Source organism: Actinoplanes sp. NPDC048988 (assembly GCF_043197815.1).
Taxonomy (GTDB): Bacteria; Actinomycetota; Actinomycetes; order Mycobacteriales; family Micromonosporaceae; genus Actinoplanes.
On sequence record NZ_JBICTW010000003.1, the window covers coordinates 28,612 to 55,311 of the forward strand.

Consider the following 26,700-nt stretch of genomic DNA (forward strand, 5'->3'; position numbering starts at 1 on the left):
ACACCGCCCTGGATGCCGATTTGCGCGGTGGCTGAATACGGACAGGAGAGGCATCGGGGATGGGACTGACATCAGCGTTCGACAACCGGTCGCTGCGGACGAAGATCGGCGCGGCGGTGCTGGTGGGCACGGTCAGCGGCATCGTCGTCGGCGGCGTCGCGCTGGCCACTTTGCGTACGCAGAACGCGGACGCCGCCGACTCCCAGCGGCGCACTGTGACGCTGGAGAGCGCGGTCGGCACGTTCAGCAAGAGCATCGAGGCGTACAGCGGCAACACGTCCGCCCTGAAGCTGTACCCGAGCCTCAAGGACGCGCTCACGAAGGGCCGCGAGGCCAACGCCGACGCGGTCGACCAGTCCCTGAAGGACCTGGACGCGGCCTTCGCCGGCGACGCGACCGGCACGGCCGCGGTCGACAAGGCGCAGAGCGACTGGAAGGACTACGTAGAGTTCAACAACAGGGACTACACCGGCTCCAGCGCGGCCGATTTCCAGCAGGCTCTCGCCGACTACAACAAGATCTACTCGGCGCTCGGCGAGGACCAGACGGTGCTGTCCACCCGGGCTGAGCAGCTGTCCGAGCAGGCCATCGCGGACGCGGAATCGGCGGCCGGCAAGGCCACCTGGACGGTCGGGATCCTGCTGGTCGTCGGCGTCGTGGTGAGCACGCTGCTCGGGTTCCGGGTGGCCGGCCGGGTGCGCGGCACGGTCCGCGAGGTGTCCCGGGTCGCCGAGGGCCTGGCCGAGGGCGATCTGACCCGTACGTCGGGAGTTACCACCCAGGACGAGGTCGGCCGGATGGCCGTCGCGATGGACCAGGCTGTGGCCCGCCTGCGCGAGGACGTCGTGCAGCTGGCCGGCAACGCCACCACCCTCAACGCCGCCGCCGGTCAGCTGACCAGTGTCTCGGGTCAGGTCGAGTCGGCCGCCAACGAGGCGTCCTCGCAGGCCGGCACGGTCGCCGCCGCGGCCGACGTGGTCTCCCACAACCTTCAGGTGGTCTCGGCCGGTTCGGAGGAGATGGGCTCGGCGATCCGCGACATCAGCGTCTCGACGACCGAGGCGTCCGAGGTGGCCGTGCAGGCGGTCGAGGTGGCCTCGGCGACCAACGCGATCGTGGCCCGGCTCGGCGAGTCGTCCTCCGAGATCGCCTCGGTGGTCAAGGTGATCACCTCGATCGCGGAGCAGACGAACCTGCTGGCGCTGAACGCCACCATCGAGGCGGCCCGGGCCGGTGAGTCGGGCAAGGGCTTCGCCGTGGTCGCGGGCGAGGTCAAGGACCTGGCTCAGGAGACCGCGAAGGCCACCGAGGACATCTCCCGCCGGGTGTCGGCGATCCAGGCCGACACCGACGGCGCGGTCACCGCGATCGGCGAGATCTCGGCCATCATCGAGCGGATCAACGGCATTCAGATGACGATCGCCTCGGCCGTGGAGGAGCAGACCGCCACCACCCAGGAGATGAACCGCACGCTGTCGGAGGCGGCCGCCGGCGCCGGCGACATCGCGGCCACCATCGGCACGGTCTCCGACGCCACCCAGCGGACCACGGCCACCGTCGGCGACACCCGCCACGCGGCGGACGACCTGGCCGTCACCGCCGGTCAGCTGCAGGCCGTGGTCTCCCGGTTCCGCTACTGAGCCGTACGGGAAAGGGCTCGTCCTTCGGGGCGGGCCCTTTCTCCGTTCACGGGCCGTCGACGGCGTACGAGATGCGGCGCGCGTCGACCTTCCGGGCGAGGCGTTCGGCGGCCAGGTAGGCGCGGGTCAGTCCGATGCGGACGGTGTCGGCGTCGGTTCCGCATTTGGTGAAGGTGAGCAGGCCGACGTTGACCACGGCGACGACCGTGGCGTACGCGATGACGTCCTGCAGGACGCCGAAATAGATCATGATGGTGAAGCCGAGGCAGATCAGGCAGTAGGCGAGCATCGACGGCGTCCAGACCCGGTATTTCTCGAGGCCGACGATGCGCGGCGGGATCGTCGCATTGGCCGGTACGCCGTCGGCCCGGGCCGTCTCGCGGGAGAGCTCGACCGCGCGGTCGGAGAGGACCCGGCCGCCGAGGTTGACCAGCAGGCTGTTCACGAGCAGCAGGGTCGTCGCGGCGGCCCACCACATCGGGGCGATCAGGTTGACCGCTACCGCCACGAGCGGCATGAGGACGGAGTTCGCCCGGTCGAGGACCTCGATGGACCACCGCGCGGTGCCGCTCAGCCCCGGGAATCCGCGGACCGTGCGGGCGCTCAGCCCCGCGTAGATGTTCTGGTAGTACTTGACCGAGGCCCAGGCCATCGAGAACATCGCGATCCGGCAGGGCAGCGTGTCCTCCAGGGAGGCCGGCGGCTCCCGGTACCCGTCGGCGCGGAGCTTGGCCAGCTGGTCCTCGAGCACCCCGCCCGGGAGCACGTTCAGGTCGCGCAGCAGCAGGTACGCGGTCACCAGGACGGTCAGGTACCACCCGGCGGCGCACGCCCGCGACCACCACATCAGGGAGGTCGCCAGGGACCGGCGGTCGTAGACGTCCTGGCCGGACAGGCCGGTGGCCGCGCGGTGGCCCGGGAACTCGTACCGGTCGACGGCGAAGACCGTCTCGCGCCACAACCGGGTGAGGCGGCCGGGCGAGCCCGAGTTGGGCGCGAAGTTGAGCACGAACCGGCGGCCCCGGCTCGGCGGCCCGAACAGTCCGTCGCGCCGGTCGACCTTGTGCGACAGCGCGGCCTCGGCCAGATACGTGTCCTTCAGGTCCGCCCAGTCCTCGGGGGAGAGCCGGGCCTCGGGACCCATGTCGGCTTTGCCGAAGAGCAGCAGACGGCTGCCCGGGTCCTCGTCGATCAGGTCTTCGAGGAACCGGCCGAGGTAGTGGGTGCGCCGGTAGAACGCGTCCGGTACGACCGAGTCCCCTTCGCGGCCGACGCCGCTCAGGCCGATGATGAGCTGGCCGACGGAGTACAGGTCGGCCCGCCACGACGGTTTGTCCTCGCGCCGGACCTCGGGCGCGATGTAGCGCGCGTCGCTGGCCTGGCGGCCCAGGCCGGACTGCCCGTAGAGGTAGTTGCGGCCGAAGTCGACCAGGGTGAGCCGTTTCCGGTCGCCGCTCCCGGTGACGATGATGTTCGACGGGTTGAGGTCACCGTGGACCAGACCGTGTTCGCCGATGTCCGCTATCGCGTCGAACAGCAGCGGGCCGACGGCCTCCAGCGTCTCGCCCCGGGCGTAACGGCCGCGGTCCTGCCTCGAGCGCCGCCGGCCGGCGGGCCCGTCCGGCGCGGTGACGGTGTCCCGGCCCTGGACGAACTTCTCCAGGGTGACGCCGTCGACGAAGTCCATCGCGATCCACCGGGAGGCGCTGAACCACACCCGGGCCGCCACCTTGCTGTGCCAGGTGTTCTGGTACTTGAGGGCGTATTCGCGCGTCGCGGAGGCGATCACCGGGACCTCGGTGTACGGCATGAGGACCAGCTTGACGGCGAGCTGGCCCGGTGGCTGCTCGGCATGGTCGCGTAACCGGGGATCGTCGGCCAGGGAGGCCGGGGCGGGGCCGCGGAGGATGAACGACGTCGTGCCGAACTCGTGGAATTCGTACTGGCCCAGGTCGAGCGTCGGCCAGAAGTCGGCGGCCGCCGACGCGCGTTCGCCCTTGTTCCGGTCGGATTCCGCCTCGGCCAGCGCTTTCCGCGCGGTTTCGGGGTCCTCGACATAGCCGAACCGGAGCTCCTTGCGCTGGACCGCGATGGACGACTTGACGGATTCGAGCTCGTTCGCGTCCTGTTCGGTGAAGTCCTGCCGGTACAGCTCCTTCAGCACCGTCGTCACGGCCGTGTTGAGGATCAGGCGCCGGGCGACCGCAAGCCGGTCGGCCTCGGACAGGTCGGGCCGGGCCGCTTCAGGGGCCGGCGGGCCGGGCGGTTCCGGTTCGGTGCTCTCCGGCGGCGGGACCTGATCGACCGGCCGGTCGGCGATGTCGTCGAACCGGCCCCGGTCGGCGTGTTCCAGCGTCGACACGGTCAGGAGCAGCACGGCCAGGTACCCGAACTCGGTCCACGCCGAGACGTCGCGTTCGCCCAGGCGCGGGATGTCGAGCACCCGTTCGCACCAGGCGGTCAGGTCGCGTTCGAAGGCCGCTCGTGGCACCTCGTACAGGACGTGGAAGGAGTTCGCCTCGAAGGGCAGGTTGACCAGGGCGGTGCGCAGCGCCTCGATCGGCTCCCCGGGCTGGCGGGTGAGCACCTCCCAGGTCGTCTGCAGGTTCTCCAGGTCACGGTCGGGCGCCTGCATCGCCTTGACGACCGACTTGATCCATTCGTTTTCGCTGATCACCGTTGCTCGCCGTCGTCGAGGTCGACCGGGAAACGGAAGTCGTGCCGGCCGTGGTCGGGGATGACCAGGCGGGGCATGGCCCGCCGGTACCGCCCCTCCAGCGCGAAGTAGGCGACCTCGTAACCGTCGCGGGCGCCCTGGAACAACCGCCAGGGGTTCATCTCGTGCCGTACCACCTCGCGCTGCGCCGGCAGCGGGGCCAGATCGAGGATGTACGGGCCGGGCACCGGTTCGGCGCGCTGCCGTTCGAGGGCGACGCGCGCCTGTTTGTACTCCTGGACCGAGCGCAGGTGGCCCGTGCCGAGTCCGGGACGGATGCGGTTGAGCCGGGTCCCGACGTAGCGGTTGAGCCAGGAGACCCCGGGGCGCATCGAGCCCATCGGGCGGGTGCTCAGCGACAGCACGTGGGTGGGCGGAGCGTCCTCGGTCCGCTGCGCGACCAGGAACGGGTGGGCGGTCAGGACGCCGCCGTCGACCGCCCGGAAGCCGCGGAAGCTCGTGGTTCCGGGTACCGCTATGGGCAGCCACATGCTGGCCCGCAGCGCGGCCCGCAGGTCGTCGTCGGAGGTGAAGTCCCGGGCCAGGACGGTGTCCAGGTCGTCGACGTTCGTGACCATGATGCACAGCGGGATCGGCGACGATCGTACGGACGCGTAATCCATGGGTTTGGTGAAGTGGACGATCTCGTCCAGGGCGAAGTCGAGGTCGATCAGCGGCCGGCCCCGCAGGCCGCGGCGGAAGTCCAGGAACCGCTTGCTGGCCAGATCGTCGAAGTAGATCGACAGCGGGTACCAGGTGTCGCCGACCAGGAAGTAGGCGGAGTTGACGGCGCCCGAGGAGCAGCTGTAGACGACGTCGAAGGTCTGCGTGTACCCGAGGTCCTCCAGGGCGGTGAGCATCGCGGCGGAGACGATGCCGCGCAGGCCGCCGCCCTCGACGGCCAGCGCCACCCGGTACCCGTCCGAGCGCGATCCGGGCCGGCTGTCCTCGGCCCGGCGCCGGCGGAGCACGTCGAGGACGGGGTGGTCGGCCGCCCAGGCGCGCCGCGGGCTCGGTAGTCGCGTGACGGACATGTCAGAACTCACCTTCAGCAGCGGACCGGACGCGGAACAGGAACGTGCCCCCGTCACCCGCGACGGCGATGTGCTCGCCGTCGGGCAGCCACGCGCAGTCGTTGGCCGGCGTGGCCAGCCGGACGGCGGCGACGGGCCGGGGATCGAAGGGGTCACCGGTGAGGCGCCACACCCGCAGGAGGCCGTCCGAGTCGGCGGTGGCGAGCAGGGCGCCGCGGGGATCCACGGCACAGCCGCGGATCGCGCCGTCGTGGGCCCGGACGGCGCGGGTGAGGTCGGCGTACCGGGGTGACAGCCGGATGATCCCCAGCCGGCCGGACTCGGTGCCGAGGAAGATCAGGTTGCCGTCCGCTGTCTGGGCGGCGCACAGCGTGGCGCCGCGGTCGCCGGAGGCCGCCGGCGCGACGCGGTCGGCGTCGCCGGTGTGCGGCCAGTGGGTGACGGTGCCGTCGGCCTGCGCGAGCGTCAGCGACTCGGTGCCGGGGAGGTAACCGCACCAGCGCACCGCGCCGTGCGCGGCGAACCGTGAGCTGCTGACCGTTCCCAGGCGGGTGTCCCAGCGGCGGACGCTGCCGTCCTCGTAGCCCGCGGCCACCCGTGTGCCGTCCGGGCTCACCGTGCAGCAGGTGACCGGCTTGCCCTCGGTGCCGAGCCGGCGGCGCCCGTCGCGCGGCGAGGTCACCAGGATCCGGCCGTCCGGGTGGCCGGTGACGAGATGACCGGCCTCGCTCATGGCCGCGCAGGTGGCCGGAGAAGCGGGGAGGCTCGGCCCGGGTCCGGCGTCCGGGCCGGTGGACCACTGGCGTGGCGCCTCGAAGCCGCCGCTGATGACGCGGCCGCCGTCGCCGGAGACGCAGCAGTACGAGGCCGGCGCCGAGAGGGCCGGTGGTTCCCAGGACGCCGCCGCCGGGCTGGTCGAGAAGAGCCGTACCGTGCCGTCGGCGTTGCCCGTGACGACCTGGGACCGCCCGCCCGCCCGGGTGCCGGTGACCGGGACGACCGCGCAGCAGCGCACGCCGGCGCCGTTGCCGGGCATGCTGATCAGGTCGTTGACCTTCGGCCACCACAGCTGGATCTGGTCGTCGTAGCCGGCCGAGACCACCAGCCCGCCGCGGGCGGCGTCGTCGCCGGCGGCGGCCGCGCAGGCGAGGACGCGCCCGGCGTGCAGGGTGCGGGCGGCGACGAGCGCCTCACCGCTGTGCACCGCGACGGTGCCGTTGCGGAAGCCGATCACCAGCCACCGCTCGTCCGGGTCGCCGGCCTGGAACGAGCAGCAGTCCACGGGGGAGCCGTATCCGGGGCCGACGAAGGCCGCCGGTTCCGGCCCGGGCCGGGCCATCCGCCAGATCGAGACGCGCCCGTCCTCGGAGCCGACGGCGAACCGGTCGCCGGCGGGATCGGCGGCGCAGCACGTGATCACCTTGGAGTGCCCGCGCAGCCGGGCCGGCGCCGGGTGGCCCGGATCCTCGCCCGCGAGGTCCCACAGCCAGGGCTGGCTGTCCGCGGTCACGGCCAGGACCCACCGGCCGTCGGCGGAGATCGCGCAGCGGGTCACCGGCCGGCCGTGCTCCAGGTCGAGCCGCGGGCCGCCGCCCGTCTCGGCGCGGACGTGGGCGCGGCGTCTCGAGCCCAGCACCAGCCGCCCGGCCGCGCTGTGGGCGATGGACTCCAGCCCGGCGGCGGTGCCGTCCGGGGTCAGCAGGGCGTCAGTCATGTCGTGACCCGCGCCGGCCGTGGTGGGCGCGACGCTCCAGCGCTTGACCGTGTCGTCGTGCCCGACCGTCCACACGGCGAGCGGATCGCCGCCGGCGGCGCAGTCGCGGACCGCTGCGCCGTGCGCGCCGAGCACCCGGACGAAGTTGGGGTGCGGCATGTCGGCCAGCGGCCAGACCCGTTCGAGGAAGGGCCCGGCCGGCGTCGCCCGGAATCGTTCCACCAGCGGCCGCAGCGTCGGTTCGTGATCGATGCGGCTCAGCAACGTGTCGGTGAACGCGTCCGATCGCGGGTCCAGCAAGTGGGCGCAACGGGCGAGGGCCTCACGCAGCAGGACCGCCACGGGTGAGCCGTCGGCCAGCAGGCCGGCCTCGGCCGCCGCCGTCGAACCGGTCCACCGGATGGTGGCCTGGATCCAGCGCAGGTCGAGGACGAGGTCGTGCCGTTCGCCGTCCAGTCCGGCCGCGCGCAGATGCCCGGGCAGGTCCACCCCGACGGCGGACAGCTCCGCCGGGAGCCGCCACCACTCGCCGCCCGGGACTGTTCGCCGGAGGCTTTCGACGAGCGACCGGTGGGCGCCGGGTGCCGACGCCCGCAGGTCACCGTCGGCGGCGATCAGCTCCCGGGTGCCGTCGGTGAGCCGGGCGGCGCCGCCGGTCACGGCCACGAAGCTCCAGCGGTCGGCGAGCTCGCTCAGCGCCTCGCGGACCTCGGTGGTGTCCCACCACCGGCCGAAGACGTCGAGGGACACCGGGCCGGGGAAGATGGACAGGTCGCGCAGCCGGTCCCGGTCGGCGGCGTCCAGCCGGCTCAGGCCGGCGCCGCCGGGCCGGGGTCCGACGGCCCCGGCCGCCTGGGCCAGCGCGTCGGACCACCATCGCTCCTGCCACGGCGCCGGGTCGTCGTCGCGGAAACGGGCGACGACGATCTCCGCGCTGCTGCCCGTTCTCCTCTTGATCTCGGGCCGGACGCCGCTGAGGAAGGCCCACAGGCCGTCGGCGGTGATCGCCGGGCGGGTGCCGGCCGCGCCGAGCAGCCCCCGCGCCAGTGCGGCGGTGAAGGGGCTCGGTTCGCCCGGGCCGCCGTCCCGGGCGGTGCGCGAACCGATCGCACTGGTGATGAGGTAGGAGTTGTCGACGACCAGCTGGTCCATCTCGTACGCGCCGGAGTAGCACGCGTCCAGCACGACCAGGATCCGCCGGGCCGGGCAGCGGCGGAGCACCGCGTTGAGCGTGCCGGCCGACACGGCGGTGCCGGCCAGCCGGCGCCGGTCGGTGTCGCGTCCGGCCAGGTAGAGACCGCCGCCGCGTTCCCGGAAGCCGTGGCCGCTGTAATACAGCAGAAGCGTGTCATCCCTTTCGGTGACATCGCATACGGCCTCGATCACCCGGACGATGGCGGAATGATCTTCATTGAGCACCATCTCGACGGCGGCGGGGTCGCCGGCGCAGATTCCGCTGCGCGGATTGGTCAGCGCCCATTTGATCAATGCGGCGTCGAATGGCGGTGAGCTCAGATCGGGGATTTCTCCCGCGGGATCGTGAACGTCGAAGATCGAATTGGCGATGATGACGGCGCGGTGCATGCCTCACCCGTCGATGATTCGCTTCACCAGGTCCCAGGTTCCGGGGTCGTCGACTTTGTCGGCGGGAATCTCGACCTGCAGATCTTGACCGGTGCGCTTGATGACGACGGAAGTGCCCTGGGTGGGACTCTCACCGCGCGCTTTCAGCCAGGTGGTGACGATGTCGCGGAAGGCCGTGAACGCCCCGGCCGAGCCGAGCGCGACGATCAGCGTCTCGGCCAGCCCGCGCTCGCCGGGTGCCGGGGCGCCCGGCACCACGAGACGGTTCCTCGCCAGCTCGTCGTACAGCTCCCCGGCCTCGGCCTGCCACCGCTCGTCGGCGGGGTCCCAGCCGTTCGAGACGGCCTCCACCGTGAATTGTTTGTCCGCCATTTCCGTCTTTCGCTAAAGGTGTCGGTGCCGGTGAGCATGACACCTTGCCGGATGGCAAGCAACAACCCTGGGTGCGGTATAAATGCCGAGATCGCCTCTTGCAGTCTGCCTGGCGAACGGGGAGCGAGAAAATCTCGCGGGATAGCGTCAGGAGGCTTCCAGCGCGTGGGCCATCGTGGCCTGTTCCTCCAGTACTTCGCCGATGCGGGTCTGCACCGCGTCGAGCTGGTGAATGGTTTCGCTGGTGTCGCGGATGCCGCCGGCCACCGATTCGGCGCTCTCCTGCAGGGCGGCGATTTGTTCCGAGACCTTCTTCGTCGCCTCGGCGGTCTCGCGGGCCAGCTCCTTGACCTCGCCGGCCACGACCGCGAACCCCTTGCCGATCTCGCCGGCCCGGGCCGCCTCGATGGTGGCGTTCAGCGCCAGCAGGTTGGTCTGGTCGGCGATCGAGGAGATGATCTGGATGACGTCGCCGATGGCGGCCGAGGCGTTGCCCAGGGAGTTGACGTCGCCGGTCATGGCCGACGCGCGGCTCACCGCCTCGTCGGCCACCCGGGTGGCGTCGGCCGTGGCGGCGCGCAGACGGTCGACCGTGTCCAGCAGGGCGCGCGCGTTGGCGGCGGCGGTCTCGGCCGCGCGGACGACTTCGAGGCGCTGGGAGACGAGCTGCTGAACGTTGCGCAGGGCGTCGGCCCGGGAGTCGGAGAGGTCCACGTACTCGGTGGTGAAGAAGTCCATCGTGCCGATGATGCGGTCGCCGCTGACGATGGGGAAGCAGACGCCGGAGCGGACGCCGGCGCGCTGGGCGGCGGGCGCGCGGACGCAGTCGGTGAGCTCGCCGATGTCGCGGACGAAGACGAGGTCGCGCTGGCGCCAGGCGCGGCCGGACAGGCCGACGCCCTCGGCGAAGGTGGCGGCCAGGGTCACCTTGCGGAATTCCTCGCCGGCGTTGCCCGACTCGACCTGGAACTTGAGCACGTTCTCCTCGGGGTCGACCTCCCAATAGGAACCGTAGGCCCAGTGGAAGGCGGTGCGGACCGCGTCGAGCGCCGCCTTGAGGGCCAGCGACGAGCTGGCGGTGTGGCCGAGCGCGGTGACCACGCTGGTGACCGCGAGGCGGTCGTCGGCGACCTGCCGGGTGTTGTACGCGGCGAGGGCGGCGACCCGGATCTGCTCGGCGAGCCGGCCGATCGCGCCCCACTTGCTGATCAGGGCGGCGTCCATGGCGAGCGGGTTGCCGCCGTAGTACTCCATGACGGCGATGACCTTGTTACCCCGGACCGCCGGTACCGCGATCCCGGCCCTGGCGCCGGCCCGGATCGCGCTCTGGAAACGAGGGTCGGGGCTCGCCTGGTCCGCGTTGATGTACACCGGCTTCACGGTCCGCATCGCCTGCTGGGCGAGCGCGGAGGGGCCGCCCAGCTGGTCCTTGATGCGCCCGAGCTCGAACTCGAGTCTGAGCCCGCCGTTCTCGACGCACCAGACCGCCCCGTACTCCATGTCGTAGTACTCGACATAGGTGGAGACGTAGATGCGCCAGGTGCTGGCCTCGCCAGTGGCGCTTTCCAGGTTGGTGGCCAGCTCCTCGAGAGCCTCGATGTCGCGCGGGGGTTCCCTGCGCACCACTGGAGCGGACTGCTGTTGCCGATTGCCGAACAGGCCCATGGCCTCAGGCTACGGAGTGAAATGCCGGTTTTCCGGGTGTTTAGGACGCAAGTTCGTGCAATGCCTCCGCGAAAATCCCGTGGTGGCGCTCGACGTCCTCGATCGTCGTCGCCGGCGACATCAGGGCCATGTTGTGGAACGGCGTCAGCAGGACGCCGCGGTTGGCCAGGTAGACGTGCAGGAAGTCCTCCAGCTCGCCGTCGGCGACGGCGGCCGACTCGGTGCCGTTGCGCGGCGCGGGATCGGCGAAGCGGTACTCGACCCGGGCGCCGAGCTGGCTGACCGACCACGGCAGCCCGGACGTCTCGATGATCTTGCGGATGCCGGTGGCGAAGGCCGTCGCGGTGTCGATCATGCCGGCGAAGGCGCCGTCGGTCAGGACCTCCCGCAGGCAGGCGCGGGTCGCGGCCATCGAGACCGGATTTCCGGCCAGGGTGCCGCCGACGCCGCCCATGTCGACCAGATCCAGGTCCGTGCGGCCGGTCAAGGCCGTCGCGAGATCTTCGGACAGGCCGTACGCCCCCACGGGTATCCCGCCGCCGATGGCCTTGCCGATGGTCACGACATCCGGCGACAACCCCCAGAACGCGGTGGCGCCGCCCGGCCCGGCCGAGAAGGTGTGGGTCTCGTCGTTGATCAGGTACGTGCCGTACTTGCGGGTCAGCTCGCGGACCCCGGCCAGGTAACCGGGCTCGGGCAGCACGATGCCGATGTTGGTCAGCGCCGGCTCCATCAGGACCGCCGCCACGTCGCCGTGGGCCAGTTCGCGCTCGAGGCCGGCCAGGTCGTTGAACTCGGCGACCCGGCTGGTGTTCGTGACGTCGGTCGGCGCGCCCACGTTGCCCTCGCGGCTGCGGCCGTGGCCGTCCGGGCCGACGACGATCAGCGACTCGTCGACCGAGCCGTGGTAGCAGTAGCTGTGGAACAGGATCTTCGGCCGGCCGGTCACGGCCCGCAGCAGGCGGATGGCCCAGCGGTTGGCGTCGGTCGCGGTCAGCGCGAAGCTCCAGTACGGCACGGTGAAGCGCCGGGCCAGCTCGGCCGCCACGATCGCCGCGTCCTCGGTCGGCATCATCGTGGTGGCGCCGCCGAGGGTGGCCAGGCGGCGGGTGACCGCCTCGACCACCGGCGCGGGGGAGTGCCCGGCCATGGCCCCGGTGTCGCCGAGGGCGAAGTCGAGGTAGTCGTGGCCGTCGACGTCGGTGATCCGGTTGCCGCGGGCCGTCGCGACGTACAGCGGGAAGCCGGCCGCGGTCTTGTTCATCCAGGTCATCGGCACGCGGCCGAACAGGTGGCCGGACCGCTGGTAGGCCGCGGCCGAGCGGGGGTTGCGCTCGGCGAAGGCGGCCCGCTCACGGGTGGCCAGCTCGGCGAGACGACCGCGATCAACTCCGGATTCCGTCGACATGGCGCGATGCTACTAATGATCTGCTCTTTAAGCGATACTTCAGCCGCTGATTCCGTTGATCCGGTCCAGGATGATCTTCTCGGCCGGCTCGTCCACTGAGAAGACCGTCCTGACCGGTTTGTCGCCGGTTTCGGAAATATGGCCGTCCGGGCCCACCCGGAGCGGAAGCTCGGGCGACCCCACCGCGGAGATCTCGCCGACGGCGATCGCGGCGGCGAGCGGATCGTGCAGCGGGACCGCGCGGATACCCGTACGGCCCTCGTAGAAATCGAGATAGGCCGGCAGCATGCCGGCCAGCGCCCGGGTCAGCGGGGTGCCGCCGAGCCGGGCCCGGTCCTGTTCGGTCCAGCGGTGCCGCAACGTCACGTCGAGCGGCACCAGGGTGACCGGCCACGCGGCCCGCAACACCTCGTCGGCCGCGGCCGGGTTGTCGGCGATGTTGGCCTCGGCCCGCGGTGTCACGTTGCCCGGCACCCGCACGGCGCCGCCCATGACCGTGACGCTCCGGATCCGGCCGGGCAGAGTGGGGTCCTGCCGCAACGCCAGCGCGAGGTTCGTGCACGGTCCCGTCGCCAGAAGGTGCAGCTCACGGGCGTACTCAAAGGAAAGGTCCAAGAGAAGTTCGACGCTGGTACGGGGGTCGGGCGGCTCACCCAGGGGCAGCACCGCCCCGCCGACGCCGTTGTCGCCGTGCACCGCCTTGGCCCCGCGCTTGATCTCGCCCTCGCCGACCGCGACCGGGATGTCGTCGCGGCCGGCCAGAGCGAGCAGCCCCAGGGTGTTCCGCGCGGCCTGAGCGGCCGCGGTGTTGCCGTTGACCGTGCCGATGCCGGCCAGCCGCACCCCGGGATGGGCCAGCAGGTAGGCCACCGCGATCGCGTCGTCGATGCCGGTGTCACAGTCGAGATGGAGGATCATCGGTTCATGATGCGGCAGCCGGCGACCCGAACGCGGTGAAGAACCGGTCCCGGAACGCGTTCATCGGCCACACCGGCGTCGTGGCCCGCGGCCTCAGCCCGTCGGCCCAGTTCCAGTCGGTGATCCGGTCGAGCACCCTGGGGTCCTTGGCCACGATGGTGATCGGCACGTCGTGGCTGGCGTTCGCGCCCGCCGCGATCGGCGAGGGCTGGTGGTCGCCGAGGAACACCATCACCAGGTTCTCGTCGCCGTACCGCTCGATCCAGTTGATCACGCTGGTCAGCGAGTACTGAATGGACTTGCCGTACTCGGCCCGGACCTTCTTCGGCTCGGCCCACAGCGCCTTCGGTTTCGTGCCGTTCTCGACCATCGGCCCGTAGACCGAGCCGTCGCCGACCTCCCAGTCGGGCAGATAGCCGGGGATCGGCGCCCACGGCGTGTGGCTGGAGACCAGCGGCATCTCCACCATCAGCGGCTCCCGGCCCGCCTTGTCGTACTCCAGCGCGCTGAACTGCTTGAGCGTGAACTGGTCGGGCATCGGCGCCCAGCTGAACTTCGGCCCGTTGTAGCCCAGGTTGCGCGAGTCCCACACCTGCTCGTAGCCGTAGAAGTTGCCCTCCGGCCAGGCCCGGGTGGCGCCGGGCATGACGCTGACCGTGCGGTGCCCGGCGTCGCGGAAGGCGCGGGTCAGGGTGAGCCGGTCGGTCGAGACGAGGTTGCGGTACCGCTGCTCGTTGTTGATCCACAGCCCGGACAGGAAGGTCGAGTGGGCCAGCCAGCTGCCGCCGCCGAAGGTGGGCGAGGTGAGCCAGCCGCTGCGCGCGCCGTAGCCGGCCCTCTTCAGCTGGGCGGTGCCGTCGTCGAGGACCGGGTCGACCAGGGCGGCCAGGGCCGGCGTCTCGACGGCGCTGCGCCCGTAGCTCTCGATGAAGGTGAACATGACGTCCTTGCCCTTGAGCGCGGACAGCATCTGATCCGGCGCGACGCCCTTGAACGCGTCGTTCTCGACCTCCTTGGCGAAGGCGGCCTCGTCCCGCAGGCCGGCGCGGGCCTGGTGGGCGCGGTCCCACGCGTACGTGGCGCTGCTGCGCGCGGCGACGGGCACCGCGCCGTACACCGAGACACCGAGAGTGAAAGTCAGAGCCCAGGCCACCGCGACCCCACCGGCGGCGACCGCCGAACGGCGGCGATGACGGGCGGCGAGCGCGCCCACCCGCAGCACCGACCAGCAGGTGAGCGCGAGGACCGCGGCGACCAGCAGCAGGACCGCGGCGACGGCGGCGATCGCGGCGACCCGGCCGTACGCCTCGGCGGCGAAGCCGTACGCGTCGTCGAGCAGCACCCAGTCCAGCACCGGGTTGAACGGGCGGTTGAGCTCCTCGAAGAACCCCATGTCCAGGCACTTCTCGATGACGATGAGCCCGACCAGCACCCCGATGACCACGCCGGCGACGCGACGGGCCCTCGGCGGCAGAACGGCGAGGAGGGCGAGGACGACGGCGGCCTCGATCGGGATCCGGGCAAAGCCCAGCGGCGTCAGCCGGGACAGCACGTTGGGGAAGATCAGAGCGGCGAAAAGAATCACTCCGGCCAGGACCGTGAACGACAGCTGGACCCGGGGGCGGCGGAGGAAGGCACGAACGCGTTGCGGCACGTGAGAGGGAACGGATTCACAGTGCCGGACGGTTCACCGACATTCCAAAGTCACTTCGGAGAGGTACCAAAGACTCTATGGCCGCCCAGTGGGTAGGCCTAGGTTCAAGTCAACGACCGCGAAGTGAGAGGACATGCCCCGTGCCGACGGCGACCTCGGACCTGCCAGCCGTGCCCACTGAGGCGGAAATCGCCCAGCTGGACGCGTGGTGGCGTGCCGCCAACTACCTGACCATCGGCCAGATCTACCTGCAGGCCAACCCTCTGCTGACCGAACCCCTCAAACCCGAGCACATCAAACCCCGGCTGCTCGGTCACTGGGGCACCAGCCCCGGCCTGTCGTTCGTGTACGCGCACGTGTCCCGGCTGATCCGGCACACCGGGCAGGACGCGCTCTACCTGACCGGTCCCGGCCACGGCGGGCCCGCCCTGGTCGCCGCCGGGTACCTCGAGGGCACGTACAGCGAGATCTACCCGCAGGTCAGCCAGGACGAGGCGGGGATGCTGAAGCTGTTCCGCCAGTTCTCCAGTCCCGGCGGCATCCCGAGCCACGTGTCGGTGACCACACCCGGCTCCATCCACGAGGGCGGCGAGCTCGGCTACGTGCTGGTCCACGCGTTCGGCGCGGTGATGGACAACCCCGACCTGCTGGCGATCGCCGTGGTCGGCGACGGCGAGGCCGAGACCGGCCCGCTCGAAGGCTCGTGGAAGGGCATCTCGTTCATCAACCCGAAGCACGACGGGGCGGTGCTGCCGATCCTGCACCTCAACGGGGCCAAGATCTCGGGGCCGACCGTGCTGGCCCGCAAGGACCCGGCCGAGGTACGCGAGCTGCTGAGCGGCCACGGCTACGAGGTCATCGAGGTCGAGGGCTCCGACCTGCCCGGCATGCACACCCGCTTCGCCGCCGCCCTCGCCGGCGCGTACTCGCGCATCCGCTCCATCCAGCAGGCCGCGCGGTCCGGCGGCGACGGCGACGGCACCCGGCCGCGGTGGCCGCTGATCGTGCTGCGGACCCCGAAAGGCTGGACCGGGCCCGAAGAGGTCGACGGCGTCCACGTGGCCGGCACGTTCCGGGCCCACCAGGTGCCGCTGGCCGGGGTGCGGGAGAACCCGGAACACCTCGCGCTGCTCGAGCAATGGCTCAAGTCGTACAAACCGGAGGAGCTGTTCGACTCCTCGGGCGCGCCGGTGCCGGTGGTGCGCGACGCCGCGCCGGCCGGCGACAAGCGGATGAGCGCCACCCCGCACGCCAACGGCGGCCTGATCACCCGCGACCTCGACCTGCCCGACTTCCGCGACTACGCGGTCAAGGTGGGCCAGCCGGCCACCGAGCGGGTCGAGTCGACCCGGCGGCTCGGCGAGATGATGCGCGACATCTACAGCCGCAACCCCGACCGGTTCCGGCTGTTCAGCCCCGACGAGACCAACAGCAACCGGCTCGGCGCGGTCTTCGAGGTCTCCGACCGGGCCTTCATGGAACACGTCACCCCGGACGACGTGGCGATCGGGCCGGACGGCCGGGTCATGGAGGTGCTCTCGGAACACAACTGCCACGGCTGGCTCGAGGGTTACAACCTGACCGGCCGGCACGGCATGTTCGCCACGTACGAGGCGTTCGCCATGGTCAGCGCGTCCCAGACGGTGCAGCACAGCAAATGGCTGGAGGAGGCCAACCACCTGCCGTGGCGGGCCAAGGTGCCCAGCCTGAACGTGCTGCTGACCTCGACGGCGTGGCGCAACGACCACAACGGCTTCAGCCACCAGGGGCCCGGCCTCATCCAGGTGGTGCTCACCGCCCGCGGCGACGTCAGCCGCATCTACCTGCCGCCGGACGCGAACTGCCTGCTGTCGGTGGCCGACCACTGCTTCCGCAGCCGCAACTACGTCAACCTGATCGTCATCGACAAGCAGCCGCAGCTGCAGTGGCTGACCATGGACGAGGCGATCGACCACTGCGCGCGCGGCGCCGGCGTGTGGGACTGGGCGGGCACCGACGACGGCCACTCCGACCCGGACATCGTGCTGGCCTGCGCGGGCGACGTGGTCACGATGGAGACGGTGGCGGCGGCCCAGATCCTGCGCGACAAGCTGCCGGGGCTGCGCGTGCGGGTGGTGAACGTGGTCGACCTGATGGCGCTGCCCCGCCCGAAGGACCACCCGCACGGCATGAGCGAAACCCTGTTCACCGAGTTGTTCACGGACACGGTGGACGTGGTGTTCGCCTTCCACGGCTACCCGGGGGCGATCCACCAGCTGGTGCACGGGCGGCCGGACGCCGACCGGTTCCGGGTGCGCGGGTTCATCGAGCAGGGGACCACCACTACGCCGTTCGACATGACGGTGCGGAACAAGGCGTCCCGGTACCACCTGGTGATGGATGCCATCAACAACGCCAAGCGGCTGCCGCGGGGGGCCGAGGATCTGAAGAAGTGGTGCGAGGCCCAGCTTTCGCGGCATGCGGAGTACGTGGTGGAGCATCTGGAGGACATGCCCGAGGTTCGGGATTGGACGCTGGGGGATTGGGCCACTCGGTCCTGACCTCGAGGGAGAGGGCCGGCGATTGTTGCCGGCCCTCTTTCGTGGGGTGGACTTGGTTGCGGCCTTGCCGGGTGTCACGTGGCGGCCAGGGGAGTGGTCACCGGTCGCTGAGCGCAGGGCGAGGTGGGGGAATCACCTCGCCCTGCTGGGTGCTTGGGGTTCGCTGCCGCGTTGTGGTCCGGCGAGAAATTCAGCCGGGCGGGCCGGGCTGGGTGGTGGCTTGAGCGGCAATTCCAGGCCGGTCGCGCGGGTTGGGTGGGCTGTCCTGGCCGATCGGGTCAGTAGCGGCGCCGGTTCTGCAGGCGGTCGAACAGGCCGCGCAGGCGGCGCTGGTTCTCGGGCTTGGCCAGCTGGCGGCGGCCCTGGTCTACCAGCCGTTGGCCCTGCGGGCTTCGCAGGAACGAACGGACGCGCTGGGCGAGAGTCGCCATCGTGGTGCCTCCTCGAATCGCGAGCCATGGACATACCCGCCGGCGAAGTCCCGCAATCGACTCGCCGGCTCCGGGATGCCGAAGCTGCCTGGTCGGTGCTGAGCCCAGTCGGTGCTGAGCCCGGTCGTCATGCCGGAGCGGGCCGGCTGGATCTTCGGTACTGCGCGAAGCCGCGGTCATTGACTGATCCCCCACCGGTTACGGTGGGTTGTTGGCGATCCGAGGATGAGGCTGCAGATGATCAATGCGCAAGAGTTCGCACGACGGTTGAGCACTCTCGGAGCTCATGCGTTCACCAGCGACGACATCGTGGATCTGGCGACCGCGGCGGAGGTGCGCATCAGCGCCGACCTCGAGATCGACGCCACGGTGGCGCAGCGCCTGCTCGACCAGATCTCGCCCAAGGTCCCGGTGACCGGGGCGCAGATGGTGGCGTCGCAGTGGCCGCCGCCCCAGTCGTCCCGGCCCGCGGTGCCGTCGGTGTCGTTCTCCAGCCCGGGTGCCGTCGACGCGCCGGCCGACCAGCCGGGCCGGCCCCGCGGTTCCCGGCCCGCCCGCAGCGGCCGCCGCCACGGCCCCGGCAAAGGCGGCAGGTGAAGCGGCTGACCCTCGGGGTCCTGGTCGGGCTGCCGGGTCTGGCGGCGGCCGTTGCTGCCTAGCGCTTCGCCGGGGTGGTGGTGGCCACCGCTGTGGAGAGGGCGAAATTGGGGTCGGCCACCGGGCGGCCGAAGTAGTAGCCCTGGAGCAGGCGGTAGCCGAGGCGGTGGAGGGCTTCGGCCTGGGCCGCGGTTTCGACGCCCTCGGCCACGGCGGCCAGGCCGAGGCCCTGGCTCACCTGGATCAGGGCCTCGGCGATGACCGTGTGGCGGCCGGCCTCGGTGATGTTGTCGACGAAGGACTTGTCGACCTTCAGGATGTCCACCGGGACCGTCTGGAGCAGGTTCAGGGAGCTGTGGCCGGTGCCGAAGTCGTCCAGGGCGATCCGGACGCCGAGCGCGCGCAACTCGTTCAGGGTCACGACTGCCTGGCCGCCCTCGAAGACCGCCGTCTCGGTCATCTCGACGGCCAGGCACGGGGCGGGCAGGCCTGTCTCGGTCAGGATCCGGGCCACCGTGTCGGCGAAGCCGTGGCGGGCCAGCTGGCGGGCCGACACGTTGACGCTGACCCGGTCGGGGGCCTGCGGGCCCAGTGCCGCGCGCCAGGCCGCCATGCGGTGGCAGGCGGTGCGCAGGATCCATTCGCCCAGTTCGACGATGAGGCCGTTGCGTTCGGCGACCGGGATGAAGTCGGCCGGGCTGACCATGCCGCGCTGCGGGTGCTCCCAGCGGACCAGGGCCTCGACCGCCGCCACGCGGCCCGAGGGCAGTTCGACGATGGGCTGGTAGACGACCCGGAACTGGGCGCTGTCCAGGGCCACCCGGATCTCGCCGCCGAGGCGGGCGTTCTCGCCGGCCCGCTCGTCCAGGGCGGGCGTCCACCGGCGTACCGGATCGCCGGTCTGCTTGGCCGCGTACATCGCGGCCTCGGCCTGGCGCAGCAGTTCCTCGGCGTCGACGCCGGTGCCGCCGGCCAGGCCCAGGGCCACACCCACGTACAGCTCGTGGCCGCCCGCGGTGAGCGGGTGGCGCAGCCGGCCCGACAGCTCGGCGGCCAGGGCGCGGGCCTCGTCGGCCGTGGCGTGCGGCAGCAGGACGCCGAACTCGTCGCCGCCGACGCGGGCCACCACCGCGCCGGCCGGGGCGCCGGTGCGCAGCCGGGCGGCCAGGCCGGCCAGCACCCGATCGCCGACCGGGCGGCCCAGCTCGTCGTTGACGTTCTTGAAGCCGTTGAGGCCGAGCAGGGCCAGCTGCGGGTGGGCCGCGTCGCGCAGCGCCTCGGTGAGGCGGCGCCGGCTGGCCAGGCCGGTCAGCTCGTCGGTCCGGGCGGCCCGGTCGAGCTGCTTCACGAAACCGGCCATCCTGGCGATGACCAGCAGGAACAGCACCGCGTTGGCGACCGCGACCGCGAGCAGGTCGGCACCGTCGTCGCGGACCGTGGGCACGAACAGCAGGGCGGGGGAGAGCAGCGAACAGGCGCCGAACAACAGCAGGCGGCCGCGGCCCACCCCGGGGGTCTCGCTGCCGTCGTACCCGCGCCGCATGGACGGGTGCAGCGCGGCGGCGGCCCACACGACGTACGACCCGAGGAAAGCCGGATCGGCCGGGTGCGTGTCGCTGAGCAGGGCGAAGCCGGTGTCGGCGGCGAACATCAGGGTGACCGCCACGGCCAGCATCCACACGCTCGGGCTGGCGATGCGGGCCCCGGTCAGCAGGCGCGCGAGCAGGGTCAGCAGCAGCACGTCGGCGGCCGGGTAGGCGGTGCTGGTGAAGCGTTCCAGGGCCGAGTCGGCGTCGCCGACGACGACCGGGTAGATGATGAAGATCCAGTAGACCAGGCCGAGGCCGATGGCCACGATCGCGGCGTCGATCAGGTTTCCGCGGCTGCCCCGCACGAGCAGGAGAAGACCGACGGCGAGCATGGGGTACGAGGCCAGGTAGAACACGTCGGCCAGGGACGGATACGGCTGCTGGTGCAGGACGAGCTGATAGAAGCCGTACGTGATGTCGCCGAACACGAACGTGAGCTGCCCCGCCGCGAACCAGTACCACATGGCCGGCCGGGCCGGGCGATGCAGGCGTACGGCCAGAAGCACCACCAGGGCCGAGACCAGCCCGATCGCGTCGTAGGCCAGCGACGCGGCGACCCCGTCGGCGGGCAGCACGTACTGCCCGATGATCGCGAGCGCTCCGGCCGCGAGCCACCAGCACCACACCCGTTCCCGCCTCACTCCCCGCCTGTTCGGCCGGAGGTAACGGAAGCTGAGACTTGTCGGGGCGGCAGCGCGAGGGGGCGGTCTCCGAGATCTCAGCGCCGAAGGAAAACGAGCCGGAGCGGGTCGTCGACGAGCTGCTGGTCACGACCACGTACGACGACGCGGACCGGGTCCGCTCGGTCGAGCCGGCGAAGGACTGGAGCTGAAGCCCTCGAAGAGCCGCCCGCCGTAACGGTCGAGAACGCCGTCCGCGAACGCGGCGGGCTCGTCCCGGGCCGCCAGCCAGTCGCCGGCCAGCGCCGGGTCGTACTCGCGGAGCTCCCGCAGCAACCACTTGCCGCCGCTGACCCAGCGCCCGGCGAAGGCCAGCGCGGCCCGCCCGGCGTCGGTCCAGACCGCCGCGGCGATGACGAGCCGCTCGCCGGGATCGGTTACGTGCTCGAGGTCGTCGAGCAGGTCGGTCAGGCCGTACCGAAGCCGGTCCTTCTCCTCCTGAGGCAGCGGCCCGGGCCCGTCGGCGAGAACGCGGGCGCAGCGCGCGGGCAGGTCACCCGGGTCGCCGAACAGGACGGCGCCCCGGGCCAGCATGCGATGGGTGCTGGGTTTGCGGGCGGCCAGCTCCCGCTCGAGAAACCCGGCCAGCCGCTCCGGGTTCTGCACGAACAGCTCCACCGGCCAGCCCCGGTAGCGCAGGCTCTCGCGAAACGCCGGCCCGCCCGGCCGCATCACGACGATGTCGAGATCGGACCCGGCGGTCCGCGCGGCGCTCAGAACACTGCCGGTGAGCATGGCCCACGAGGCGCCGGGAAAGCGTTGCCGCACGAGCTCGCGCGCGACGTCCACCGGTTCCATCGGGCAACTCTGCCACATGCTCGGCGGGAACACTCTGGTCAAGCAGGCACCGCTCGCCGCGTCATGTACCGGATCACGCTGGGGGGTGACGTCCCGCTAGGACCCATGGCCTGATCTCCGATATCCTCTCCAGGTGGCTGATGCGGCCCACCCGCCGCCGGTCCGGTTCCCGGCCCGGCGGCGGTCGCATTCTCGCTCCGCCTCCCCGTGTCCCGGCCCACCGTCGGCATTTTTTGCCTTCCGCTTTCTCGGCTTGCCCTTGGTGGTACGGCGGTAGCTTTCCGCCTGTCGCTGTTCACCTGCGCCACATCCGGAGCCGGCTTTGTTGATCTAGCGTTCGAGCCTCGCGGGTCCGTGATGCGGGGGAGGAACGGCGGATGAGGCGCTGGATCGCCGGGGTGGCGGTGGCGACGATCGGGGGCTGCGCCGGTCCGGGGAGCCCGGGCGCGGGGTACGGGCTCCGACGCCACCGGACGAGCGGGCCCGGGAGATCCTGGCGCGGTACGACGAGGCGGTCCGGGTGAGCGGTGGCCGGCCCCGTCTAGTTCCGGCCGAGCCGCTGACCGGCTATGCCGGCCGGCTGGAGGAGCGCCACGAGCAGTACCAGAACGGCATCGACGCCGGACGGCTCGAGGCCGTGTCCAGCCTGCCGCCCGCGCGAACGGGCTCGGTGGTCTGGCGATCCGGTGGAAAGATCACCGTGCCGCTCCTCGGGGCGGCCGAAGCCCTGGCTGCGATGACGTCGGCTGGACCCGTACCGCCGCCGTGGAACTCGCCGGGCCGCTGGGCGGACGGGCCGTGCTGGACGTCGAGACCGGCACCCCCGTGCCCGTGGAAACCGGGCCTACGCCGGCCCGGTCGCGGTGACCGGGACCCGGACGGCCGCGTCGAAGAGATAGCCCAGGGTGTTGAAGCGGGCCACGTCCGGCTGGGTGTTGCCGCGCACGTCGGTGGCCCGGGCCAGCAGGACGTGGTCGCCGGCGGCGGGACGCCAGTCGAGTTCCCAGCGCTGCCAGGCCGCGTCGAGCGAGGGGCCGGTGAAGCGGGCCCGCCGCCACGTCGTGCCGCCGTCCGTGGACACCTCGACGCGCCGGATCCGGCCCGCCGCGGACCACGAGCGGCCGGTGAGACGGACCGGTTTTCCGGCCGGGAAGGCCGCGCCCGGGTCGAGTTCGAACGCGCTCTTGATGGACTGCCGGTCGAACGGCAGGCCCTCGGCCGGGAACTCGGGGCCGAACAGCCGGTAGAACTGGGTGTTCCAGGGCGAGAACAGCGGCACGTCGGAGACTTCGATCCGGCCCACCCACTTGATCGAGGCGATGCCGATCCAGGACGGGACGATCAGGCGTACGGGATACCCGTGATCCGGCGGCAGCGGCGCGCCGTTCATCTCGTACGCCAGGATGACGTCGTCCAGCGCCTTGCCGACCGGCAGCGGGCGGCGCACCGGGCCGAGGTCGACCCCGCCGGTCACGAAGGTGGCGTCCAGGCCGGAGGCCTGCACGTCGACCGCGTGGCGGCCGATGCCGGCGTGGCGCAGGACCGTCGACAGCCGTACGCCGCGCCACCGGCCGACGCCCACCGCGCCCAGGCCCCAGGCCGTGCCGGAGACGGTCTGGCCCTGTTGGGAGGTGAAGTAGCCGCGGCCGTTGCCGGCGCACTCGACGGTGACCGACCGGGTGACCGGCGGGAGGCGGCGCAGGTCGGCCAGGGAGAACGTGCGCGGGCCGCCGCGCAGGCCGGCGCCGAAGACTTCAAGCGCCCAGGTGGCACTGTCGATCAGCGGTGTACTCGTGTGGTTGCGGACGAAGAAGCGATCCACCGGCACGTGGTAGCCGACGTCCTTCAGCGCCGGCCAGCGGGTCTCCGCGTTGGTGCCGAAGACCTTGAACAGCTCGGGCGGCAGCGCCTTCACGATGGGCCCGGCCCCGGCGGCGGCACCCGGGCGGGCACCGGGGTGGGGCACTGCGGCGGCACCCGGGCGGGCCTCGGCGGCGGCCCGGGCGGGGGAGGGCACTCCGGCCAGGGCGGCCGAGGCGGCGCCGGTCAGGGCGAGAAACGTGCGGCGAGAGAAGCCCCGGGCCTGCCCGGAGCGCCACTGGCGCAGCCGCGTCGAGTCGTATTCAAGCTCATCCATGACGCGTACCCTATCGGCTTGATAGGAGATGGGGATAGGGTGGCGCCCATGGACTTTCACTGGTTTCTGCCGACCAACGGCGACAGCCGCGACATCGTCGGCGGCGGCCACGGCGTGCCCGTCGGCGCCGCCGGTGGCGTGCGGCCCCTGACCATCGGCTACCTGGGGCAGATCGCGCGCAGCGCCGAACAGCTCGGCTTCGTCGGCGCGCTCACCCCGACCGGTGCCTGGTGCGAGGACGCCTGGATCACCACAGCCATGCTCAGCGAGGTCACCGAACGGCTCAAGTTCCTCGTCGCGTTCCGGCCCGGCCTCATCTCGCCCACCCTGGCCGCGCAGATGTCGTCGAGCTTCCAGCGGCTCTCCGGTGGCCGCCTGCTGCTCAACGTGGTCACCGGTGGGGAGTCGAAGGAGCAGCGCCAGTTCGGCGACTTCCTCGACAAGGATTCCCGGTACGCCCGTACGGCCGAATTCCTTCAGGTCGTGCGGGCGTTGTTCCGCGGCGAGACCGTCGACTTCGCCGGCGACCACGTGCGGGTCGAGGGGGCGAAGCTGACCAAGCTGCCCGGCACCACCCCGGACATCTACTTCGGCGGTTCCTCGCCGGCGGCCGGCCCGGTCGCGGCCGCACACGCCGACGTCTACCTGACCTGGGGTGAGCCGCCCGCCTCGGTCGAACAGAAGCTCGACTGGATCAGGCAGCTCAAGCCGGACATGCGCTTCGGTATCCGGCTGCACGTGATCAGCCGGGACACGTCCGGGGCGGCGTGGCTCGAGGCGGACCGGCTGCTGAAGAACGTCGACGAGTCGGCCATCGCGGCCGTGCAGGCGGGCCTGCGCCAGAGCGAGTCCGAGGGCCAGCGCCGGATGCTCGAGTTGCACGGCGGCAACCGCGACGGCCTGGTCGTGGCGCCCAACCTGTGGGCGGGCGTCGGCCTGGTCCGCGGCGGCGCCGGCACCGCCCTGGTCGGCAGTCACACCGAGGTCGCCGACCGCATTCAGGAGTACGCGGAGCTGGGCATCAGCGAGTTCGTCCTGTCCGGCTACCCGCATCTGGAGGAGGCGTACTGGTTCGGCGAGGGCGTCCTGCCCGAGCTGGCCCGCCGGGGCGTGTGGCACCACCCCGGCGGACGCGACGTCAGCGCGACGACGGCGATCCCGTTCGCCGGCGTGCCCACCGCCACCCCGGCGGGCAGGGCTTAGCGGGACACCTTCTCCTTCGGGGCGATCGCCGCCGGGCGGCCGGGCCACCAGAAGCGGTCGCCGCAGATGGTGGCCAGGGCCGGGACCAGCACCGTGCGGACCAGCAAGGTGTCCAGCAGGACGCCGATGCCGACGATGACGCCGATCTGGGTCAGGGTGATGACCGGGAGGACGCCGAGGACCGCGAAGACCGCGGCCAGCAGGATGCCCGCGCTGGTGATCACGCCGCCGGTGACGGCCAGCGCGTGGACCATGCCGTCCTTCGTGCCGCGGGCCGGCGTCTCCTCGCGGGCCCGGGTGACCAGGAAGATGTTGTAGTCGACGCCCAGGGCCACCAGGAACAGGAACGACAGCAGCGGTACGCCGGTGTCCAGCGCCCCGTAGTCGAGCACGTGCCGGAACAGCCACGAGCCCGCGCCGAGGGCGGCCGCGAAGCTCGCGATCACCGTGACGAGCAGCAGCACCGGGGCCACCAGCGCCCGCAGCAGGCCGATCAGCACCAGCAGCACCACGGCCAGGACCACCGGGACGATCACCTTGAAGTCGCGGCGGGCCGCGTCGCGGTCGTCCAGGTTGGCCGCCACGCTGCCGCCGACCAGGGCGTCCTCGGGGCCGACGCGGTCACGCAGGGCGGTGATCGTGTCGTACGCGGCGCCGGTGTCGGGCGCCGCCTCCAGCACGGCCGAGATGCTGGTCAGTGAGGACGTCTGCTCGCCGACGCGGGCCGACGCGACGCCGGGCGTCTTGGTGACCAGCGCCAGGACCTCCTCGGCCCGGGCCGGGGTGGTGATGATGGTGGCCGGGTCGGTGGCGCCGGCCGGGAAGAACTTGCCGACCGTCTCCAGGCCGTCGACCGACTCCGCCTCGACCCGGAACTGCTCGGTCTGCGAGAGTCCCAGCCGGGTACCGAACAGGCCCGAGGCCAGCGCGCCCAGGATGACCACCGAGACCATCAGCACCGCGACCGGCCGCTTGGCGACTCCGCGGCCCACCCGGGCCCAGACGCCGCGCTCGGCCTCGACCCCGAGCTGGCCGACGCGCGGGATGAACGGCCAGAACAGGCCGCGCCCGCAGACCAGCAGGGCCGGCGGGAGCACGAGCAGAGCGAAGATCGCCGCGATGGCGATGCCGGCCGCGCCCGCGACGCCCAGCGCCACGTTGTTGCCGAGACTGGCCAGCAGCAGGGTGAGCAGCGACAGCACGACCGTGCCGGAGCTGGCCAGCACCGCCGGGCCGGCGCCCTTGAGCGCCTGGCGCATGGCCTCGAACCGGTCCTCGTACCGGTGCAGCTCCTCCCGGTAGCGCGAGATGATCAGCAGCGCGTAGTCGGTGCCGGCGCCGAACACCAGGACCGTGATGATGCCGTTGGTCGACGCGTCGATGGCCAGGCTCGTGTGCTGCGACAGCAGCGCCACGACCGAGCTGCTGAGCCGGTCGGCCAGGCCGACGACGGCCAGCGGCACCAGCCACAGGATCGGGCTTCGGTACGTCACGAGCAGCAGCAGAGCCACCACGACGACGGTGACGATCAGGAGCCGGGTGTTGGCGCCGGAGAAGCTGTCGGCCAGGTCGGCCGTGAAGCCGGCGCCGCCGGTGACCTGCGCGGTCACGCCGGGCGGAGTCTCGGCCTTGAGCTTGTCGCGCAACTGGGTGACGGCGTCGACCGTCTGCTCGGCCGAGTAGGAGGCGGGCAGCGGCTTCGAGACCAGCGCCGCGTCCTTCGCGGGGGCCAGGATCGGCGTACCGAAGCTCTCGATGGTCTTGAGCTCTTGCTCGGTGAACGCCCCGGAGTCCTTGGCGAACACGATCAGGGCCGGGTTGACCTGGCCGGACGGGAGTTGTTTCTCCAGCTCGGCGACCTTCGTCGACTCGGCGGAGGAGGGCAGGGTGGCGGTGGGGTCGTTGGCCGTCTCGAGGGGGCCGGCGAACCCGAGGACGGCACCCCCCAGCAAGACCGCGACCACGAGCGTCAGCCAGGCGCGTCGCATGAATCCTCCATGGTTAAGTATCTCGACAATCG

17 protein-coding genes are annotated in these 26,700 nt (G+C 71.7%); 4 read left to right on the top strand and 13 right to left on the bottom strand.

The window, feature by feature from the left end; all coding sequences use genetic code 11:
• Positions 1 to 59: 59 nt before the first annotated feature.
• Positions 60 to 1,640: a methyl-accepting chemotaxis protein gene (locus ACGFJ7_RS10890; protein ID WP_360249669.1), complete on the top strand. Its 1,581-nt coding sequence runs from the start codon at positions 60 to 62 to the stop codon at positions 1,638 to 1,640.
• Between the two features lie 46 nt (positions 1,641 to 1,686).
• Here ACGFJ7_RS10890 and ACGFJ7_RS10895 read toward each other — a convergent pair whose 3' ends face one another.
• The 8 genes from ACGFJ7_RS10895 to ACGFJ7_RS10930 form a co-directional block, all read right to left on the bottom strand.
• Positions 1,687 to 4,317, bottom strand: coding sequence for a hypothetical protein (locus ACGFJ7_RS10895; protein WP_360249666.1), 2,631 nt, complete (start codon positions 4,315 to 4,317; stop codon positions 1,687 to 1,689).
• Positions 4,314 to 5,390, bottom strand: a complete 1,077-nt coding sequence (locus tag ACGFJ7_RS10900; protein WP_360249663.1) for a patatin-like phospholipase family protein — start codon at positions 5,388 to 5,390, stop codon at positions 4,314 to 4,316. The genes ACGFJ7_RS10895 and ACGFJ7_RS10900 overlap by 4 nt, the downstream gene beginning before the upstream one ends.
• A gap of 1 nt (position 5,391) precedes the next feature.
• Positions 5,392 to 8,688, bottom strand: a complete 3,297-nt coding sequence (locus ACGFJ7_RS10905) for a caspase family protein (protein ID WP_392642021.1) — start codon at positions 8,686 to 8,688, stop codon at positions 5,392 to 5,394.
• Between the two features lie 3 nt (positions 8,689 to 8,691).
• Positions 8,692 to 9,060, bottom strand: coding sequence for a hypothetical protein (locus ACGFJ7_RS10910; RefSeq protein WP_360249657.1), 369 nt, complete (start codon positions 9,058 to 9,060; stop codon positions 8,692 to 8,694).
• Between the two features lie 147 nt (positions 9,061 to 9,207).
• Positions 9,208 to 10,725 (bottom strand): methyl-accepting chemotaxis protein, encoded by a 1,518-nt coding sequence (locus tag ACGFJ7_RS10915; protein ID WP_360249654.1) that lies wholly within the window; start codon positions 10,723 to 10,725, stop codon positions 9,208 to 9,210.
• A 40-nt stretch (positions 10,726 to 10,765) separates the two neighbouring features.
• Positions 10,766 to 12,133: a transaminase gene (locus tag ACGFJ7_RS10920; RefSeq protein ID WP_360249651.1), complete on the bottom strand. Its 1,368-nt coding sequence runs from the start codon at positions 12,131 to 12,133 to the stop codon at positions 10,766 to 10,768.
• 39 nt (positions 12,134 to 12,172) lie between these two features.
• Positions 12,173 to 13,051: a nucleoside hydrolase gene (locus ACGFJ7_RS10925; protein WP_392642024.1), complete on the bottom strand. Its 879-nt coding sequence runs from the start codon at positions 13,049 to 13,051 to the stop codon at positions 12,173 to 12,175.
• Positions 13,052 to 13,055: 4 nt separating this feature from the next.
• Entirely contained in the window at positions 13,056 to 14,705 is a 1,650-nt protein-coding gene (locus tag ACGFJ7_RS10930) for a sulfatase-like hydrolase/transferase (protein ID WP_392642025.1), read from the bottom strand.
• Between the two features lie 140 nt (positions 14,706 to 14,845).
• Between ACGFJ7_RS10930 and ACGFJ7_RS10935 the strand changes: the two genes are divergently transcribed.
• Positions 14,846 to 17,245, top strand: a complete 2,400-nt coding sequence (locus ACGFJ7_RS10935) for a phosphoketolase family protein (RefSeq protein ID WP_360249639.1) — start codon at positions 14,846 to 14,848, stop codon at positions 17,243 to 17,245.
• Positions 17,246 to 17,523: 278 nt separating this feature from the next.
• Here ACGFJ7_RS10935 and ACGFJ7_RS10940 read toward each other — a convergent pair whose 3' ends face one another.
• A complete protein-coding gene (locus tag ACGFJ7_RS10940; RefSeq protein WP_360249636.1) occupies positions 17,524 to 17,676 on the bottom strand; it encodes a hypothetical protein in 153 nt (50 codons plus the stop codon).
• Positions 17,677 to 17,943: 267 nt separating this feature from the next.
• Between ACGFJ7_RS10940 and ACGFJ7_RS10945 the strand changes: the two genes are divergently transcribed.
• Positions 17,944 to 18,273, top strand: a complete 330-nt coding sequence (locus ACGFJ7_RS10945; RefSeq protein WP_360249633.1) for a hypothetical protein — start codon at positions 17,944 to 17,946, stop codon at positions 18,271 to 18,273.
• Positions 18,274 to 18,331: 58 nt separating this feature from the next.
• Here ACGFJ7_RS10945 and ACGFJ7_RS10950 read toward each other — a convergent pair whose 3' ends face one another.
• The 3 genes from ACGFJ7_RS10950 to ACGFJ7_RS10960 form a co-directional block, all read right to left on the bottom strand.
• Positions 18,332 to 20,503, bottom strand: a complete 2,172-nt coding sequence (locus ACGFJ7_RS10950) for a bifunctional diguanylate cyclase/phosphodiesterase (protein WP_360249630.1) — start codon at positions 20,501 to 20,503, stop codon at positions 18,332 to 18,334.
• A 126-nt stretch (positions 20,504 to 20,629) separates the two neighbouring features.
• Positions 20,630 to 21,340, bottom strand: a complete 711-nt coding sequence (locus ACGFJ7_RS10955) for a nucleotidyltransferase domain-containing protein (RefSeq protein ID WP_360249627.1) — start codon at positions 21,338 to 21,340, stop codon at positions 20,630 to 20,632.
• A gap of 844 nt (positions 21,341 to 22,184) precedes the next feature.
• Positions 22,185 to 23,477, bottom strand: coding sequence for a sulfite oxidase (locus ACGFJ7_RS10960; RefSeq protein WP_392642026.1), 1,293 nt, complete (start codon positions 23,475 to 23,477; stop codon positions 22,185 to 22,187).
• A gap of 48 nt (positions 23,478 to 23,525) precedes the next feature.
• Here ACGFJ7_RS10960 and ACGFJ7_RS10965 point away from each other — a divergent pair, with 48 nt between their 5' ends.
• Entirely contained in the window at positions 23,526 to 24,680 is a 1,155-nt protein-coding gene (locus ACGFJ7_RS10965) for an LLM class flavin-dependent oxidoreductase (RefSeq protein ID WP_392642028.1), read from the top strand.
• Here ACGFJ7_RS10965 and ACGFJ7_RS10970 read toward each other — a convergent pair.
• Positions 24,677 to 26,668: an MMPL family transporter gene (locus tag ACGFJ7_RS10970; RefSeq protein WP_392642030.1), complete on the bottom strand. Its 1,992-nt coding sequence runs from the start codon at positions 26,666 to 26,668 to the stop codon at positions 24,677 to 24,679. The genes ACGFJ7_RS10965 and ACGFJ7_RS10970 overlap by 4 nt on opposite strands.
• Positions 26,669 to 26,700 lie beyond the last annotated feature (32 nt).